Source organism: Lysinibacillus irui (assembly GCF_028877475.1).
GTDB classification, from domain to species: domain Bacteria; phylum Bacillota; class Bacilli; order Bacillales_A; family Planococcaceae; genus Lysinibacillus; species Lysinibacillus irui.
This window is the reverse complement of record NZ_CP113527.1, coordinates 117501-133773: the sequence shown is the minus strand read 5'-3', so window position 1 is coordinate 133773 and position 16273 is coordinate 117501. Positions and strand designations below refer to the sequence as shown.

13 protein-coding genes and 2 rRNA genes are annotated in these 16273 nt (G+C 40.3%); 2 read left to right on the top strand and 13 right to left on the bottom strand.

What is annotated here, in order from left to right; genetic code table 11:
* Window positions 1-11 precede the first annotated feature (11 nt).
* The 9 genes from OU989_RS00690 to OU989_RS00650 all read right to left on the bottom strand — a co-directional run bounded on the left by OU989_RS00690 (window position 12) and on the right by OU989_RS00650 (window position 7916).
* On the bottom strand, window positions 12-1316 hold the full coding sequence (locus tag OU989_RS00690; RefSeq protein WP_274795203.1) for a transglutaminase domain-containing protein: 1305 nt from the start codon (window positions 1314-1316) through the stop codon (window positions 12-14).
* 126 nt (window positions 1317-1442) lie between these two features.
* The gene (locus OU989_RS00685) at window positions 1443-1703 is read right to left on the bottom strand and encodes a metal-sensitive transcriptional regulator (protein ID WP_004233098.1); all 261 of its coding nucleotides are present in this window, start codon (window positions 1701-1703) and stop codon (window positions 1443-1445) included.
* Window positions 1704-1786: 83 nt separating this feature from the next.
* Window positions 1787-2500: a glycosyltransferase family 2 protein gene (locus OU989_RS00680; RefSeq protein WP_274795202.1), complete on the bottom strand. Its 714-nt coding sequence runs from the start codon at window positions 2498-2500 to the stop codon at window positions 1787-1789.
* A gap of 363 nt (window positions 2501-2863) precedes the next feature.
* Window positions 2864-3268 carry a hypothetical protein gene (locus OU989_RS00675; protein WP_274795201.1) on the bottom strand — a complete coding sequence of 135 codons (405 nt, stop codon included), beginning with the start codon at window positions 3266-3268 and terminating at the stop codon, window positions 2864-2866.
* 74 nt (window positions 3269-3342) lie between these two features.
* Complete coding sequence (locus tag OU989_RS00670) at window positions 3343-4716, bottom strand: HAMP domain-containing sensor histidine kinase (protein ID WP_274795200.1); 1374 nt, start codon at window positions 4714-4716, stop codon at window positions 3343-3345.
* Window positions 4713-5384, bottom strand: a complete 672-nt coding sequence (locus OU989_RS00665) for a response regulator transcription factor (RefSeq protein ID WP_274795199.1) — start codon at window positions 5382-5384, stop codon at window positions 4713-4715. Before OU989_RS00665 ends, OU989_RS00670 begins: the two co-directional genes overlap by 4 nt.
* A gap of 72 nt (window positions 5385-5456) precedes the next feature.
* On the bottom strand, window positions 5457-6554 hold the full coding sequence (locus OU989_RS00660) for a DUF1648 domain-containing protein (protein ID WP_274795198.1): 1098 nt from the start codon (window positions 6552-6554) through the stop codon (window positions 5457-5459).
* 4 nt (window positions 6555-6558) lie between these two features.
* Window positions 6559-6954: a GntR family transcriptional regulator gene (locus tag OU989_RS00655; protein WP_274795196.1), complete on the bottom strand. Its 396-nt coding sequence runs from the start codon at window positions 6952-6954 to the stop codon at window positions 6559-6561.
* A 68-nt stretch (window positions 6955-7022) separates the two neighbouring features.
* Window positions 7023-7916 carry a LysR family transcriptional regulator gene (locus OU989_RS00650; RefSeq protein WP_274795195.1) on the bottom strand — a complete coding sequence of 298 codons (894 nt, stop codon included), beginning with the start codon at window positions 7914-7916 and terminating at the stop codon, window positions 7023-7025.
* 128 nt (window positions 7917-8044) lie between these two features.
* Here OU989_RS00650 and OU989_RS00645 point away from each other — a divergent pair, with 128 nt between their 5' ends.
* Window positions 8045-8710 (top strand): O-methyltransferase, encoded by a 666-nt coding sequence (locus OU989_RS00645; protein WP_396631772.1) that lies wholly within the window; start codon window positions 8045-8047, stop codon window positions 8708-8710.
* Between the two features lie 238 nt (window positions 8711-8948).
* Here OU989_RS00645 and aceB read toward each other — a convergent pair whose 3' ends face one another.
* A complete protein-coding gene (gene aceB / locus OU989_RS00640) occupies window positions 8949-10547 on the bottom strand; it encodes a malate synthase A (protein WP_274795193.1) in 1599 nt (532 codons plus the stop codon).
* Window positions 10548-10657: 110 nt separating this feature from the next.
* Window positions 10658-11941: an isocitrate lyase gene (gene aceA / locus OU989_RS00635; protein ID WP_274795192.1), complete on the bottom strand. Its 1284-nt coding sequence runs from the start codon at window positions 11939-11941 to the stop codon at window positions 10658-10660.
* A gap of 213 nt (window positions 11942-12154) precedes the next feature.
* On the opposite strand from aceA, the gene OU989_RS00630 reads away from it, so the two are divergent.
* Window positions 12155-12826, top strand: coding sequence for a LytTR family DNA-binding domain-containing protein (locus OU989_RS00630; RefSeq protein ID WP_274795191.1), 672 nt, complete (start codon window positions 12155-12157; stop codon window positions 12824-12826).
* A 44-nt stretch (window positions 12827-12870) separates the two neighbouring features.
* On the opposite strand, the gene rrf is transcribed toward OU989_RS00630, so the two are convergent.
* Together rrf and OU989_RS00620 are read right to left on the bottom strand one after the other, a co-directional pair.
* Window positions 12871-12986, bottom strand: a 5S ribosomal RNA gene (gene rrf, locus OU989_RS00625).
* A gap of 188 nt (window positions 12987-13174) precedes the next feature.
* Window positions 13175-16102 (bottom strand): 23S ribosomal RNA (locus tag OU989_RS00620).
* Between the last annotated feature and the right edge of the window lie 171 nt (window positions 16103-16273).

Sequence of the window (16273 nt, the reverse complement as noted above, 5' to 3'; positions counted from 1 at the left end):
ATACCGAAAAATTAGAGTGCCATTCTCTTTAATTCATTTGTTGTAAAATATAGATAGCCATCCTTCACAAATAAATCTTTCGTTTCCTCTCTATTTAATACCTGCTCCCCACTGCCATCTGGACGAATTTTCGTTAAATATGCCCCTCGTGAATAATTACTAAAATAGAGCCAACCATCCGAATAAACGATGTATTGTGCGCGAGAATCTGTGACACGCTTCGTCTTACCGGTCTTTATATCAAATACATATAGCTTATTATTATCAGAGATATTACTAAAAAATAACTGATCTCCAACCTGTGCTGGAAAATCCATATCATGATAGTTATTATAAAGTGTACTAGTTGCCTTTGGATAGTCTTCAGCTATCCATGAGTGATCTTTCGCCATTGTGCGATCATCTACCAAAAAGTATTGATAACGTATAGCTCCCTTGCGATCAGGTACTGGATCATTCCATGTCGTATCGAGATGATACCATTGACCATCTAGTTTGACTAAATTCCACGCATGTCCCTCTTGACCGACATAACCTACGATATATTTCGTTTCAATGCCCAGTTTTTGAAGCATTGAATGTGCGAGTAAAGCATAGCCTTGACATACCCCTCCATGCTCAGCAAGAACCGTATAAGCACTATGCGGACTTGAATTTGTTTGATCCGTATAAGAAGTATTGGCAACAATATAGTCGTTGACAGCTCGTACCTTTTCTACTTCTGTCATCGATTCTTTACTTATTTTGGCGATAATATCTTGAACATTCATCTCCACATATGCTGCCTGCTCTGGTGTCATTAAATAGCTCTGTTCTCCAAAAACAGTAGCCTTATTCCGTCCATATTCATATCGGATTGAATGTTTACTAATATGCCCATAAACATAGTCATCTCGTTTAATCGCATTGTTGTAGGCCTCTTCTACAATTTGTTCAATTCGTTGGGTATTTCCTTTGTATTGAATTTCAAACTTCGGTGAAAAACTACTATAATATGAATACATCGCATCCGCCATTTCCTTGGCATTCGTCACGACTAACTTCGTTTCTGGTTTCTTAATTGGTGGAGCTGTTGGGGCTACCTCCGCTTCATGTACATCTTCTATGGGTATGGCTGTTTCAATTGAGGCATTGTCTGAAAGTCTAGCAGTAACATCCACAATTTTCTCCTTTGTTGAAAGAAGCATAGTTTCAATTTCATCATTATTTGTCCAATCCACCACCTGCTGTACAACCGCTTTACCAGCAGAATAAATGGGATCAATAAAAATAACAATAATGGCGATAATGGCTAATTTCTTCCACAAATTCCTCACCTCCAACCGTCTTCTTTTCATTATATACAAAAAAAGCACAAAGAACTCACTTAAGGGTCCAATTGCGCTTGCTAATATTTGTATATTTTAAGTTATGATTCTATTCATACTACAAATTCATAACTGTTACCTACTTTTCACAACTAAATTAACTGCTTCCTGAATGGCCTCATTCATTTTTTCGCCATCTCCTTCAGCATTTTGTACACATTCCAATAAATTTGTACTGACAATAACACCAACTGTACGATCTACAGCAGACCTTACTGCTGATAGCTGTGTAATGACTGCCTTACAGTCCTTTTCTTCCTCCATCATTTTCAGAATCCCACGTAGCTGACCTTCCATCCGCTTTACACGATTTTTCACTTGATCTGAATATTCCATTTCCATTGCTCCTTTATTCTAAACTCGCTACGTTCTATATTTATCATTAATCTTTATCCTAGCTTATTATTTCGAATTTAAACCTAGCTATTACTATTCCTTGGTTTTAAATAATTCATAAGCATTCTCGTAATTAACGTTCCTGCATTTGTAATTTCATCGTAATGAATAATCGTATTCTTTTTTACACGTAATTGCCCAATCTCTACCTCAAAAATCGGACACTTTCTTTTAAGTGCTGCAATTAGCATATTTGTATCATAGTCATACTTTTCACCTTTTACTTTCATCAGCCAAGGCAGCTCATTTATCGAAATATATCGCAGACCTGTTTGCGTATCCATTAATTTTCGATGATACAGCAGCTCAAAAAAGAGGCTTGTTGCACGGTTTCCCCAATAAGAAAGAAACGTACTATCAACGGAATGGAAGTTACGTACACCTAATACAATACCTTCAGAAAACACCCTTGTCATTGTTAAAATAAGCTTCACATCTTGTAATGTGTGCTGGCCATGCGCCCCTACTGTAAGGACGCCATGATACATTCTCGATTGTTTCCGTAAATAGGCAAAGGCCGTCTTAAGTGCTCCCCCTTTGCCTATATTGCCATTATGCTGCAGTACCTGGCAACGATCTATTTTCATTAGATCTTCAAAAAGCTCATTATATTTTTGATCACTCCCATCATTGACAATAACTATTTGTGTAATGGTTGTTGCTAATAATTGGTGTACATAAGTAATGAGTGATTGTTGTGGATTATAAGCTGGAATAATAGCTACAATATTTTTCATTATTTCGATCCCCTATCTATAGGCTGACAGGCTCTCCTTAGACGAATTTCCCTTATATCAAATAGTATCATGTAACAGCAACAATTCAACTGATGAATCCCATCAAAACATATCAATAATATCGATATTTCTCCGATTAAACCCTCATATATTATTGTAGGAACAGTAAATTGTTTAACTATCGTGTTATCTCTCTGTCGAATTTTGTCACGATTCATTTAAGAAAAAACAAACTTGGTAAGCAAGAAAAGGATATGGTGCACAAGATTACCAAGAGCTTCAAAATGGCTGAAAAAATCTCTAGAAGTTATACAATAAACATGAAAACCTACCGCTTCACAAATCGTGACACGGTAGGTTTCATTATTTTTTCATATCCACTTTTTGATTAATCATGAATGTAACGACAATAAATAAAGCGAAGCTAATTAATAGCGTAGTTCCACCTACAATAAAGAAGACTAATGTAAACGTGCTACTAAAATTAAATGGATTTATATTATAAAACCACATGCCTAATGTTAATCCTAAAACACCAAGAATAGCTGTCCATCCATGTATGGTTACTAATTTTTGTGATTTCACTTTGAAAACTCGATAAAAAATACCCCACGCAAACATACTCAGCCAACCAACAAGTAAAATATGTGCATGTATCGGTCTATACTCATAACTACCCGAACCTGACATATGTGAACCTAAGTATGTTCCGATTAAGGCAAAAATGGCTGCTAATCGAATAAGGCGTATACTCCACTTTTGTTCCATACGATAAACTCCCCCTAAGCTTGTTTCAACTAAGTAGCAGTTTATCGTGTGAACATGAACTTTACATGAACTCCTTATGACAAAATGGGTAAATCAATAGTTACCTTTGTACCAGCATCTATTGCACTTTCCATATGGATAGTGCCTCCATGGAGCTCTATAATTTGTTTGACAATCGCCAGTCCTAGCCCCGTTCCTTGCGTGGTTCTAGAGGCGTCACCTCGGTAAAAACGATCATATACTTTAGCTAATTGATCAGCAGTCATGCCTCTACCGTTATCCTCCACAAGGATTTCTAGTGAGGTAGTTTTCTTTTGTAATTGGATTTGTATTTGCCCACCGTTTACATTATATTTAATAGCATTCGTCAACAAATTATCCCACACATTTTGCAAAAGTCCTGCATCGCCATCATAATGAATTGGATCTAGCTTGTATGATATCTGCAGCTGTGCCTCTTCTATTTGCCAACGATATTTTCGTACTGTTTCTTTCAGTTGTTCGTCTAAGCTGTATCGTTCCCGTTTTACCATTCTTGTCGATTGATCCAGCGATGTTAGTAATAATAATTGCTTGGTTAATGTAGATAGACGCTTTGTTTCTAATTCAATGATCCCTGCATATTCCTGTCTTTCCTGCTCAGTTAGCAAAGGATTTTTAAGGAGATCTACATAGCCTTGAATATTTAACAAAGGAGACTGAAAATCATGTGATACATTACTAATAAATTCCTTCCGCAAACGATCATTTTCTTGTAATTTCTCTGTCATCGTATTAAAGCTAGCCGCTAATTGACCGATTTCATCCGCACGATCAATGTCTAAAACAGTGTCAAACTTTTCATGTGCAAGCTGTTGTGTTGCAGCTGTAAGCTTTGTAATTGGACGAATTAATGCTTTAGCAAACATTAGCATAGCTAATAGGCTCAATACGGTCATAACGAGCATTAATCCAGCAAGTATCGTATGCACCTCAGAAAATAATAAACGAATATCAGGTCTTATGAACAATGCGTATGGCCTTTTTTCATATGTAAATGGCACACCAATTGTATTAATTAGTTCATTAGCAAAAAAGCCTGTTACAAAAGTTTCCTTTGGAAAATCTCGCATTCCATGATAGACTTCTCCATTTAAAACACGTTCAACAACAGATGCTGACAATGTTTTATCTCGATATTCTCCACCAAAAAATTGCCCTTCCTCACCTGATGTTACATATATTTGATAGCCAACTTTGCCCAGTGTCATCAAGTAATGATCTAAATCCTCTGGCTTGGCCGTTTCAATATATTGCGCAATATCCTGAGCTATAGTAACATTTTTTGCATCATTTTTTTCTTTTACCACTTGATGATAATATGTATTCGTCGCTAAAAAACCAATACATAAGCTACCAATCATGACAAGCATTGTCGTCACTACAAATTTACTGTATAAAGTCTTCATGTTGTTTCCTCTAGCTTGTAGCCCACACCACGCACTGTTGTGATCTCAACAGCAGTGTCATACCTACTTATTCTTTCGCGAATCCGCTTCATATGTGTATTCAGCGTTTGCTCGTCTCCATCATAGTCATAGCCCCATACTTGCTCCATAATATAGCTACGCGTAAACACTTGATGGGGCCGTGACGCCAATAAGGCCAGTAATTCAAATTCCTTTAAAGGAAGAATAAGAGTATCTTCTCCTATTACAACTTCAAAACTTCGGCGATCAATCACTATATTTCCAACTTGAATCGTTATTTGATTTTTCTTATCCAATCTCCGTAATATAGCTGCTATGCGAAATAATAACTCTTTTGGTTCAAAGGGCTTTACAACATAGTCGTCTGATCCTGCTAAAAAGCCTCGCTCTTTATCCTCTAACTCGCCTTTCGCTGTTAATAATAAGACAGGAATGTCATAATCTTGTGTTAAAGTCTCAGTTAGTGTAAAACCATCCATTCCTGGCATCATTACATCTACAACAGCTAAATCAGGTAGACTTCCTTCAAGTAATGCTAGTGCCTGCTCGGCATTTTCTGCACATAACACTTGATAACCTTCCTTTGTTAAATAAATTGTAACTAGTTTTAAAATATGAATATCGTCATCGACTACAAGAATTTTCATCTGCCTACCTCCAGTAATAAGAAAAAATCCGTTCACATGGAACGAATTTTCCCCCTACAAATTACTATTATTTTATAACGAAAAAATTGAAATCAACAGCAATAACACAAAAGGCAGACCAATGAAAATATAACCTCTAGGATTCGCAAGGTTCATCGTCCACCCTACTCCAAAGCGTTTTTCCACAAAAACGGAAGGATCCTGTCGATTAATATAAATTAAGCCACCCTTCCAATACCTATCTTCATCTACATCCATTACTTGTGAATCAATATTTTCTTCATAGCGTACTTTATGTTTATGCTTTTTCACAATATAAATAAATAGTGAACCAAACAGTACAACTAAAAACGAAATAAAGACTGGCAATAGCTTATAGCCTACAGTCATGAAGGGATAGATATTGCTTAGTTGTAACACTGTTAATAAGATGGTTAAAGCATAGCTAATCAACAATATATGCCAGCTCATATATTTTCGAGTTTTTAGCTGGTCCTCTAATGATTGTTCTTTGCGATTGACAGCCAGCTTAATTGCAGAACGTTTAATGGAATCGCTAACTCCCCACATCATCCATTGCATCATTAGCATAACAAGCGGCAACGAAATAGCCGTAAAATACGTCTTCTTCCTCCACTCATCCGCTTCTCCACTTGGCCCCCAATGTACAGCTATATCATTCGGCATTTGGTCGTAATGGAGCATTGTGTAAATGATTAAAAATACTGAAATTCCTAAAGGTACAGCAAAAAATGACCAAGGTAGCATTTCATCACGGCTTCGCGCAGTTAAATCAACGGCACGTACTTGCTTAATATTTACCCCCCATTGTTCCTGCTTTTTCAGCCTTGATACCTTTTGATGACTTATCCAGTACAGCACCATACTGACCGTAAGCATGCTAAATAGACAGCTTAATAAAACGATACTTTGAATTGATTCAGAAGGGGCTAACCAATTGTAACTAATAATCATAATGAGTAAGAATACTATTCCAGTGACCCCTACTAATTGAACATACTGCTTTTTCATTTTAGCTAAGACGGGGTGCATAATATTTTGATCTGGTACAGTGACCCCAAAAACAATAGTATCTCGCACAATATAAGGAACCACCAATTGCAAAGCTAATGTCATGATGTAGATCGTTATAAAAACACCAAGTAGCATTGTGCTACACTCCCTCTGCTGGTATTTGCAATTCAGCGAACACCTTTTTCATCATGTGCTCAATTTGTTCTGCTGTTGCGCCGAGCACCATACCTTCTGCCACAACAGGCTTCAAATTCTTTTCGATTTGTTGTAATTGCTCAGGTGTCAAAGCTCGCTCCTCTGTAGAACTTATAATAGCTCCCGATTTTGGCCGAATAACTATAATACCTTTGGCTTCTAATTCATGATAGCTCTTATTAACAGTATGCATATTTACACCTAAATCAGCAGCTAAACTCCGAACAGATGGTAGGGTATCCCCTGGCTTCATCTCACCTCTTGCAATGCCTTCAATGATTTGACGTGTCACCTGCTCATAAATAGGTACGTCCGATTGTGGCTCTATTTGAATGAACATGTTTATCAGCTCCATATTGTTATATAACTAGTATAACAAATTTCCTACTATTATGCATGATGTACATATCAAATAGGAGAACTCTTGATGGTTTCAATAAATTTTTGTACAAGCAAGTTATGCTTTTCATTGTTCCTCGTACAAATAGCAATTTTATGTTTAATAGCATGGATATCCTTAACATAAACCCTAGCCAATTGCCCATTCTCTACATATTCTCTAACTGCAAGAGAAGAAATAAAGTTCGCTCCATAACCCGCCATGACCGATCGAATTGTTTCATTAATTCCATTAAATTGAAGCGCAATGTTCGGAGGTTTCACCTGATATGTTTGGCATAGTGAAAAAAGATGCTCTCTCATCGAACTTCCTTCCTCTCTCATAATAAACGGCTCCTGAAACATTTCAACTAAGGTAATGTTTTGGTGTGCATAGCGATGAGTTGGAGACACGACAAACCATAATTCATCTTCATAAAGCTCCTCCCACTCTATTTCTTTAGGTCTTTCGGACATTCCTCCCCCGTAAATAGCAATATCCGCTTTATAATGAATAAGTTGTTCAAAGGCATCCTTTGTATTGGTCGTTGTAATCATTAAATTGACATGCTCATTTACAGCCTTGAAGTGAGCAGCCCATTTTGGAATTAGAAAATTTGCTGGCAGGTAGGTAGCGACTATATGTAAATTTCCTGCCTTTGCAAGCCGGTATTCTTCTATAAATGTTTCAATATGATGTTCAAGGGCGATAAGATTTTGAGCTTTCTCCGCTAGTGCCTCACCAAATTCTGTGAGAACTACCCCTCGTCCCTGTTGCTTAAAAAGCTGTACTCCTATTTCATGTTCGAATCGTTTAATTTGACTCGAAACAGCGGGCTGGCTTATACGTAATATTTCTGCAGCTTTTGTGAAACTACCTGTAGTTGCAACTTGATAAAACAATTTTAAGCCATGAATATTCATGATTTTACTCCTACTCATAATCTAAAGTTATACATAAATAATTAGAATATATTTTTATTATGATTCATTCTATCATACACTTTATTTGCAAGCTTGCACGTATAAATTAAAGAAATGAGGACTGTATGATGACAGAGATGAATGTTTGGCAAAATGTAGATCATTATTTTATGGATAAGCTCCTCCCAATAAACAAACATCTTAATGCTGTACTACAGACGAATAAAGCTGCAAGTATTCCAGAGATCGATGTATCTCCTACGCAAGGGAGACTATTATATTTATTAGCCAAAATGAAAGCCGCAGCAAATATTTTAGAAATTGGCACACTTGGTGGTTATAGCAGTATTTGCTTAGCCCAAGCTCTTCCTCGAGAAGGTAAACTAGTTACTTTAGAAATTAATGAAGAGTACGCAAAGGTTGCAAGGAAAAATATCAAGAATGCAGGTTATGAGGAAAAAATTGAGGTTATTGTTGGAAACGCATTAGAAACATTGCCAGAGTTAAAAAATGAAGGGCGCTTATTTGACTTTATTTTTATTGACGCTGATAAACCGAATAACCCCGCTTACTTGAAGTGGGCCATACAATTAGCTCATTTAGGTGCTATAATCGTTGCAGATAATGTAGTACGTGATGGTGCAATAACTGATAAAAATAGTGAGGATGAACGTGTACGCGGTATTCAGCAATTTATGGAACTACTAAAAGAGGAACCTAGAATTGAGGCAACAGCTATACAAACAGTTGGTGTAAAAGGCTATGACGGCTTTGTACTTGCTATCGTAAACTAATATAGAAAAAATCCGCGTTACCATATTAACGCGGATTCCCCTAATAAAAGATGCCTTACAAGCTCCCCATCAAAGCTAGTAAGAGATCTTTCACCCCTTTAAAATCTCTTTACTTTTATTAGTAGACCCCTTTAATTCAATCGTGCTCATCTCTTTAGCCTAAACGGGGGAACAGACCCCGTCACGCTATGTTAGTGGAATTAGGAAAGTTGAAATATGCTGATAGTAGATTTATGTCTTATGCTAATTTTTCATATCCTGGAAGTGTCAAAAATTCCGCAAATTCATCTTGCTCAATTAAGGATTTAAACAGTTCAGCTGCTTCAATGTAGCGACCACTGCTATAAGCTTGTTCCCCAACAGCCTCTTTAATCTTCACAAGCTCTTCTTCCAATATTTCTAGGACAAATGCTAACGTAATACCACGTCCATCATCTAAGATTCCTTTTGGATGACGAATCCATTGCCATACTTGCGTACGAGAAATTTCTGCTGTTGCGGCATCCTCCATCAAGTTGTTAATTGGTGCAGCACCATTACCCCGTAGCCATGAAGCAATATATTGTACACCGACACTACAGTTAATACGAAGACCTTCAAGCGTAATTGTTCCCTCTGGCACCGCTACTAAATCTTCTGCAGTTACGTGTACATCCTCACGTTTTTTATGAATTTGGTTAGGTGTTGTCATAATGGCATCAAACTGCTCCATTGCAGTTGCAACCATACCAGGATGTGCTACCCAAGTACCATCGTGCCCCTCTGTTGCTTCACGACGTTTATCTTCTGCCACTTTCGCAAATGCTATAGCATTCGCCTCATCATCATTTTTAACAGGAATTTGTGCAGCCATTCCCCCCATTGCTGGTGCATTACGCTTATGACATGTTTGTATGCATAAAGACGTATAGGCCTTCATAAACGGTACGGTCATTGTTACTTGCCCACGATCTGGCAAAATAACATCAGCTTGATTGCGAAGACGTTTAATATAACTGAAAATATAATCCCAACGTCCACAATTCAGACCAGCTGAATGTTCGCGTAGCTCATATAAAATTTCATCCATCTCAAACGCCGCTAAAATCGTTTCAATTAGTACAGTAGCTTTTATTGTTCCCTGTGGAATGCCAATATAATCTTGGGCAAATACAAAGACATCATTCCATAGACGAGCCTCTAAATGACTTTCAAGCTTTGGCAGATAGAAATATGGACCAGTACCTTGCGCTAGCGCATTTTTTGCATTATGGAATAGATATAAACCAAAATCAAAGAAGCTACCTGAAATCGGCTCTCCATCGACAAGAACATGCTTCTCAAGCAAGTGTAGACCTCGTGGACGAACTAAAAGCACTGCTGTTTCTTTATTTAATTTATACGTTTTACCATTGGATGCTTGTGAAAATTCTATCGTCTTATTAATAGCATCACGCATATTAATTTGACCACCAATCATATTTTCCCATGTCGGAGAAGAAGCATCCTCGAAACATGCCATAAACATTTTTGCTCCCGAGTTTAAAGCATTAATAACCATCTTACGATCAACAGGTCCTGTAATCTCAACACGGCGATCTTGCAGGTCCTTTGGAAGTGGTGCAATTGTCCAATCACCTTCACGAATATGCTTCGTCTCTGCTAAGAAATCAAGCTTTTCTCCCGCATCAAGTCGTTTTTGGCGTTCTTGACGAGCATCCAACAACTCCTTACGGCGAGTATCAAATTTTTCATGCAGGGCAAGAACAAAATTAAGAGCTTCAGGTGTTAAAATTTCTTTTGTTTGCTCGTTCTGTTCTCCAACAATTTTAAGCTTACCTGTTGTTGCTTGTTCCATTAGTTGTTTACCCACCTTTGCAATTTTAGTTTCGTCATCCTCCGTTTTAGGAGAAACGGAGGAGACTATTCTATGATTATGAATTTAGGAAAACACGTATAAAATGTTACTTAAACAAACTGTTCAGTTTCAGTAGAGCCTGCCATTGCTGTTGTAGAAGAAGTACCACCAGAAATAACTTGAGAAATTTCATCAAAATATCCAGTACCTACTTCGCGTTGATGGCGTGTAGCTGTATACCCTTTGGATTCAGAAGCAAATTCAGCTTGCTGTAGTTTAGAATATGCAGCCATACCATTATCTTTATAATCATGTGCAAGCTCAAACATGGAGTGGTTAAGTGCATGGAAGCCTGCTAACGTAACAAATTGGAATTTGTAACCCAACTTACCAAGTTCTCGTTGGTATTCTGCAATTTCTTCTTCTGAAAGATTTGCTTTCCAGTTGAACGAAGGTGAGCAATTGTACGCAAGCATTTTACCTGGGAATTCAGCATGAATTGCTTCAGCAAATTCACGAGCTTCCTCAAGTGATGGTTTGGAAGTCTCACACCAAATTAAATCTGCATATGGTGCGTAAGCTAATCCACGAGCAATTGCTTGTTTAATACCAGCTTTTGTACGGAAGAAACCTTCTGGTGTACGTTCACCAGTTATGAACTCCGCATCACGTGGGTCAATATCTGAAGTAACCATATCTGCAGCATCTGCATCCGTACGAGCAATTAAAATTGTATCTACACCCATAACATCTGTTGCTAATCGAGCAGCAATTAAATTACGGATAGCATTTTGTGTTGGAAGTAAAACTTTACCGCCTAGATGCCCACATTTCTTTTCTGACGCTAATTGATCTTCTAAGTGAACACCAGCAGCCCCAGCTTCAATCATGCCCTTTACAAGTTCAAACACGTTTAGAGGACCACCAAAACCTGCTTCTGCATCTGCGACGATTGGTGCGAACCAATCAAATTGATCGACACGACCTTCAGCATGATCAATTTGATCGGCGCGTTGTAGTGCTTGATTGATACGTTTTACTACTGCTGGTACAGAGTTAGCAGGGTATAAAGATTGATCAGGATACATTTGTCCAGAAAGGTTTGCATCCGCAGCTACTTGCCAGCCTGATAGATAAATAGCCTTTAATCCGGCTTTTACTTGTTGCACTGCCTGATTACCCGTTAATGCCCCCAATGCATTAATAAACGGTTCCTCATGTAACGAATTCCAAAGTCTAGTAGCGCCTTTTTGGGCTAATGTTTGTTCAAGTACAATTGTGCCCTGTAATTTAACAACCTCTTCAGCTGAATATGTGCGCTCAATACCAGCCCAGCGTGGGTTTTCAGCCCATTGTTTTTCTAAAGCTTCGATTCTTTCTTGACGAGTTGACATATTGAAATTCCACCTTCCCCTTTGTGTACAATATACTCTGTTAAAAAACTTTTAATTCACTGTTCCATAACAGGTTTATTTGTTGTAAATTAATATATAACAGAGTGTTTAAATTTTCACTATTTTTTGATAAAATATCGGAATTTCAGGATAAAACTACCTTTTTAAACGATGAAATTTGGAAGGCTGTTTACAAACAAGGGGGATGTTACAATGAACAATGAGGTAAATTCATTTGCAAAAGATATTTCACAACAATATATTTTAATGATGCAAGACTGGGTACCAGCCGATTCATCCTTTGCAATTGCAGTTGATAATTCTTATATTTACTTTCACTCAGGCCATCAAAATATTCATCTAGAGATCGGACAACAAGTGATGCCAGGGAGTATTGCGGAGCAAGTGCTACGGACTCAGAAAAAAACAGATGCCATATTAGATAATTCCTTATTCGATACGCCATATTACGGTATGGGTTATCCAATATACATTGATCATAAACCAGCTGCACTGGTCGTTGTCTTACCGTCCACCTTCACCAAGAAAAAAACTGAACCATTTCAGTTTTTAACAGGAAAGCAGGAGGAGGAATGGAAGCCAGTAGCAATCGATAGAATATCTCATATAGAAAGCTTGCAGAAAAAAACATGGTTTTATGTAGAAAAAGAACAGTTTAAAACGAATATTACACTCAAAGAGCTTCAATTAAGATTACCGACCTACTTTATTCGCATTCATCGTTCCTATATTGTAAATATTTATTTTATAAAAAAGATGGCACGAGACCTAACATCAAACTTTATTGTTACATTAATTGACGGAAGTGAATTACCTGTGAGCCAATCATATATTAATAATCTTAGAAGTGCTCTTGAATTTTAAGGTATCAAAAAAGACCAGAGAATATTTTCTCTGGTCTTTTAATTGCCTAGCGACGTCCTACTCTCACAGGGGGAAGCCCCCAACTACCATCGGCGCTAAAGAGCTTAACTTCCGTGTTCGGTATGGGAACGGGTGTGACCTCTTTGCCATCATCACTAGACTATGTTCGACCTTCAATACACGGCGTATTACTGCGTCAGCTGCTCTCGCTCAATCAGTCACGTACAATAGTACGCTCCCTCAATCACTCGGTTGCTTCCTTGTTCTACTTGTGTCTTGAAGCTCTCATTTTTGAAAGTATTGTTCTTTCAAAACTGGATAAACGGCGCATTGACTGCTTCAAACAATTTGGTTAAGTCCTCGATCGATTAGTATTCGTCAGCTCCATGTGTCACCACACTTCCACCTCGAACCTATCTACCTCATCGTCTTTGAGGGATCTTACTTACTTGCGTAATGGGAAATCTCATCTTGAGGGGGGCTTCATGCTTAGATGCTTTCAGCACTTATCCCGTCCACACATAGCTACCCAGCGATGCCTTTGGCAAGACAACTGGTACACCAGCGGTGTGTCCATCCCGGTCCTCTCGTACTAAGGACAGCTCCTCTCAAATTTCCTACGCCCACGACGGATAGGGACCGAACTGTCTCACGACGTTCTGAACCCAGCTCGCGTACCGCTTTAATGGGCGAACAGCCCAACCCTTGGGACCGACTACAGCCCCAGGATGCGATGAGCCGACATCGAGGTGCCAAACCTCCCCGTCGATGTGGACTCTTGGGGGAGATAAGCCTGTTATCCCCGGGGTAGCTTTTATCCGTTGAGCGATGGCCCTTCCATGCGGAACCACCGGATCACTAAGCCCGTCTTTCGACCCTGCTCGACTTGTAGGTCTCGCAGTCAAGCTCCCTTGTGCCTTTACACTCTACGAATGATTTCCAACCATTCTGAGGGAACCTTTGGGCGCCTCCGTTACCTTTTAGGAGGCGACCGCCCCAGTCAAACTGTCCGCCTGACACTGTCTCCTGCCCCGCTAAGGGGCATGGGTTAGAATTTCAATACAACCAGGGTAGTATCCCACCGACGCCTCCTTCGAAGCTGGCGCTCCGAGATCTCTGGCTCCTACCTATCCTGTACAAGTTGTACCAAAATTCAATATCAGGCTACAGTAAAGCTCCACGGGGTCTTTCCGTCCTGTCGCGGGTAACCTGCATCTTCACAGGTACTATAATTTCACCGAGTCTCTCGTTGAGACAGTGCCCAGATCGTTACGCCTTTCGTGCGGGTCGGAACTTACCCGACAAGGAATTTCGCTACCTTAGGACCGTTATAGTTACGGCCGCCGTTTACTGGGGCTTCAATTCGCAGCTTCGCTTGCGCTAACCACTCCTCTTAACCTTCCAGCACCGGGCAGGCGTCAGCCCCTATACGTCACCTTACGGTTTTGCAGAGACCTGTGTTTTTGCTAAACAGTCGCCTGGGCCTATTCACTGCGGCTCTCATGCGCTTGCACGCTCAAGAGCACCCCTTCTCCCGAAGTTACGGGGTCATTTTGCCGAGTTCCTTAACGAGAGTTCTCTCGCACACCTTAGGATTCTCTCCTCGACTACCTGTGTCGGTTTGCGGTACGGGCACCTCTCACCTCGATAGAGGCTTTTCTTGGCAGTGTGAAATCAGGAACTTCGTCCATACGGACTCGCCATCACAGCTCAACGTTACAGTGTGCGGATTTGCCTACACACACGCCTTACTGCTTGGACGCGCATAACCAACAGCGCGCTTACCCTATCCTACTGCGTCCCCCCATTTCTCAAACGGTGAGGAGGTGGTACAGGAATATCAACCTGTTGTCCATCGCCTACGCCTGTCGGCCTCGGCTTAGGTCCCGACTAACCCTGAGCGGACGAGCCTTCCTCAGGAAACCTTAGTCATACGGTGGACGGGATTCTCACCCGTCTTTCGCTACTCATACCGGCATTCTCACTTCTAAGCGCTCCACCAGTCCTTCCGGTCTGACTTCAACGCACTTAGAACGCTCTCCTACCACTGACATCGTAGATGTCAATCCACAGCTTCGGTGAATCGTTTAGCCCCGATACATTTTCGGCGCAGCGTCACTCGACCAGTGAGCTATTACGCACTCTTTAAATGATGGCTGCTTCTAAGCCAACATCCTGGTTGTCTGTGCAACGCCACATCCTTTTCCACTTAACGATTACTTTGGGACCTTAGCTGGTGGTCTGGGCTGTTTCCCTTTTGACTACGGATCTTATCACTCGCAGTCTGACTCCCGTGTATAAATATCTGGCATTCGGAGTTTGTCTGAATTCGGTAAACCGGGATGGCCCCCTAGTCCAAACAGTGCTCTACCTCCAGTATTCTCATCACGAGGCTAGCCCTAAAGCTATTTCGGAGAGAACCAGCTATCTCCAAGTTCGATTGGAATTTCTCCGCTACCCACACCTCATCCCCGCACTTTTCAACGTGCGTGGGTTCGGGCCTCCAGTAAGTGTTACCTTACCTTCACCCTGGACATGGGTAGATCACCTGGTTTCGGGTCTACGACCACGTACTATTTCGCCCTATTCAGACTCGCTTTCGCTGCGGCTCCGCCTTCTAAAGCTTAACCTTGCACGTAATCGTAACTCGCCGGTTCATTCTACAAAAGGCACGCTATCACCCATTAACGGGCTCTAACTACTTGTAGGCACACGGTTTCAGGATCTCTTTCACTCCCCTCCCGGGGTGCTTTTCACCTTTCCCTCACGGTACTGGTTCACTATCGGTCACTAGGTAGTATTTAGCCTTGGGAGATGGTCCTCCCGGATTCCGACGGAATTTCACGTGTTCCGCCGTACTCAGGATCCACTCAGGAGAGAACGAACTTTCGACTACAGGGCTTTTACCTGCTCTGGCGGACCTTTCCAAGTCGCTTCATCTAACTCGCTCTTTTGTAACTCCGTATAGAGTGTCCTACAACCCCAAGAGGCAAGCCTCTTGGTTTGGGCTCTTCCCGTTTCGCTCGCCGCTACTCAGGGAATCGATTTTTCTTTCTCTTCCTCCAGGTACTTAGATGTTTCAGTTCCCTGGGTCTGCCTTCAAGACGCTATGTATTCACGTCAAGATACTACGCGATTAAACGTAGTGGGTTCCCCCATTCGGAAATCTCCGGATCAAAGCTCACTTACAGCTCCCCGAAGCATATCGGTGTTAGTGCCGTCCTTCTTCGGCTCCTAGTGCCAAGGCATTCGCCGTGCGCCCTTAATAACTTAACCTACAGCTTTCAATACACATCGCATTTCGTTGTCAGCTTCACTCGTTCAATCAGTTACGTACTGAAGTACGCTCCTTCATTCACTCGATTGCTTCCTAGAACTGCTTGTGTCTTGAAACCTTACTAATGTTATTAAGCCTATAAAAAACTTAAAAAATAAATGTGTTTGTTA

Excerpts from the sequence above, each read along its gene's own strand:
- OU989_RS00685 (WP_004233098.1), bottom strand. The coding sequence starts at position 1,703 with ATGGAATATTCAGATCAAGTGAAAAATCGTGTAAAGCGGATGGAAGGT.
- OU989_RS00680 (WP_274795202.1), bottom strand. The coding sequence starts at position 2,500 with ATGAAAAATATTGTAGCTATTATTCCAGCTTATAATCCACAACAATCA.
- OU989_RS00675 (WP_274795201.1), bottom strand. The coding sequence starts at position 3,268 with ATGGAACAAAAGTGGAGTATACGCCTTATTCGATTAGCAGCCATTTTT.
- OU989_RS00670 (WP_274795200.1), bottom strand. The coding sequence starts at position 4,716 with ATGAAGACTTTATACAGTAAATTTGTAGTGACGACAATGCTTGTCATG.
- OU989_RS00665 (WP_274795199.1), bottom strand. The coding sequence starts at position 5,384 with ATGAAAATTCTTGTAGTCGATGACGATATTCATATTTTAAAACTAGTT.
- OU989_RS00660 (WP_274795198.1), bottom strand. The coding sequence starts at position 6,554 with ATGCTACTTGGTGTTTTTATAACGATCTACATCATGACATTAGCTTTG.
- OU989_RS00655 (WP_274795196.1), bottom strand. The coding sequence starts at position 6,954 with ATGTTCATTCAAATAGAGCCACAATCGGACGTACCTATTTATGAGCAG.
- OU989_RS00650 (WP_274795195.1), bottom strand. The coding sequence starts at position 7,916 with ATGAATATTCATGGCTTAAAATTGTTTTATCAAGTTGCAACTACAGGT.
- OU989_RS00645 (WP_396631772.1), top strand. The coding sequence starts at position 8,045 with ATGACAGAGATGAATGTTTGGCAAAATGTAGATCATTATTTTATGGAT.
- aceB (WP_274795193.1), bottom strand. The coding sequence starts at position 10,547 with ATGGAACAAGCAACAACAGGTAAGCTTAAAATTGTTGGAGAACAGAAC.
- aceA (WP_274795192.1), bottom strand. The coding sequence starts at position 11,941 with ATGTCAACTCGTCAAGAAAGAATCGAAGCTTTAGAAAAACAATGGGCT.
- OU989_RS00630 (WP_274795191.1), top strand. The coding sequence starts at position 12,155 with ATGAACAATGAGGTAAATTCATTTGCAAAAGATATTTCACAACAATAT.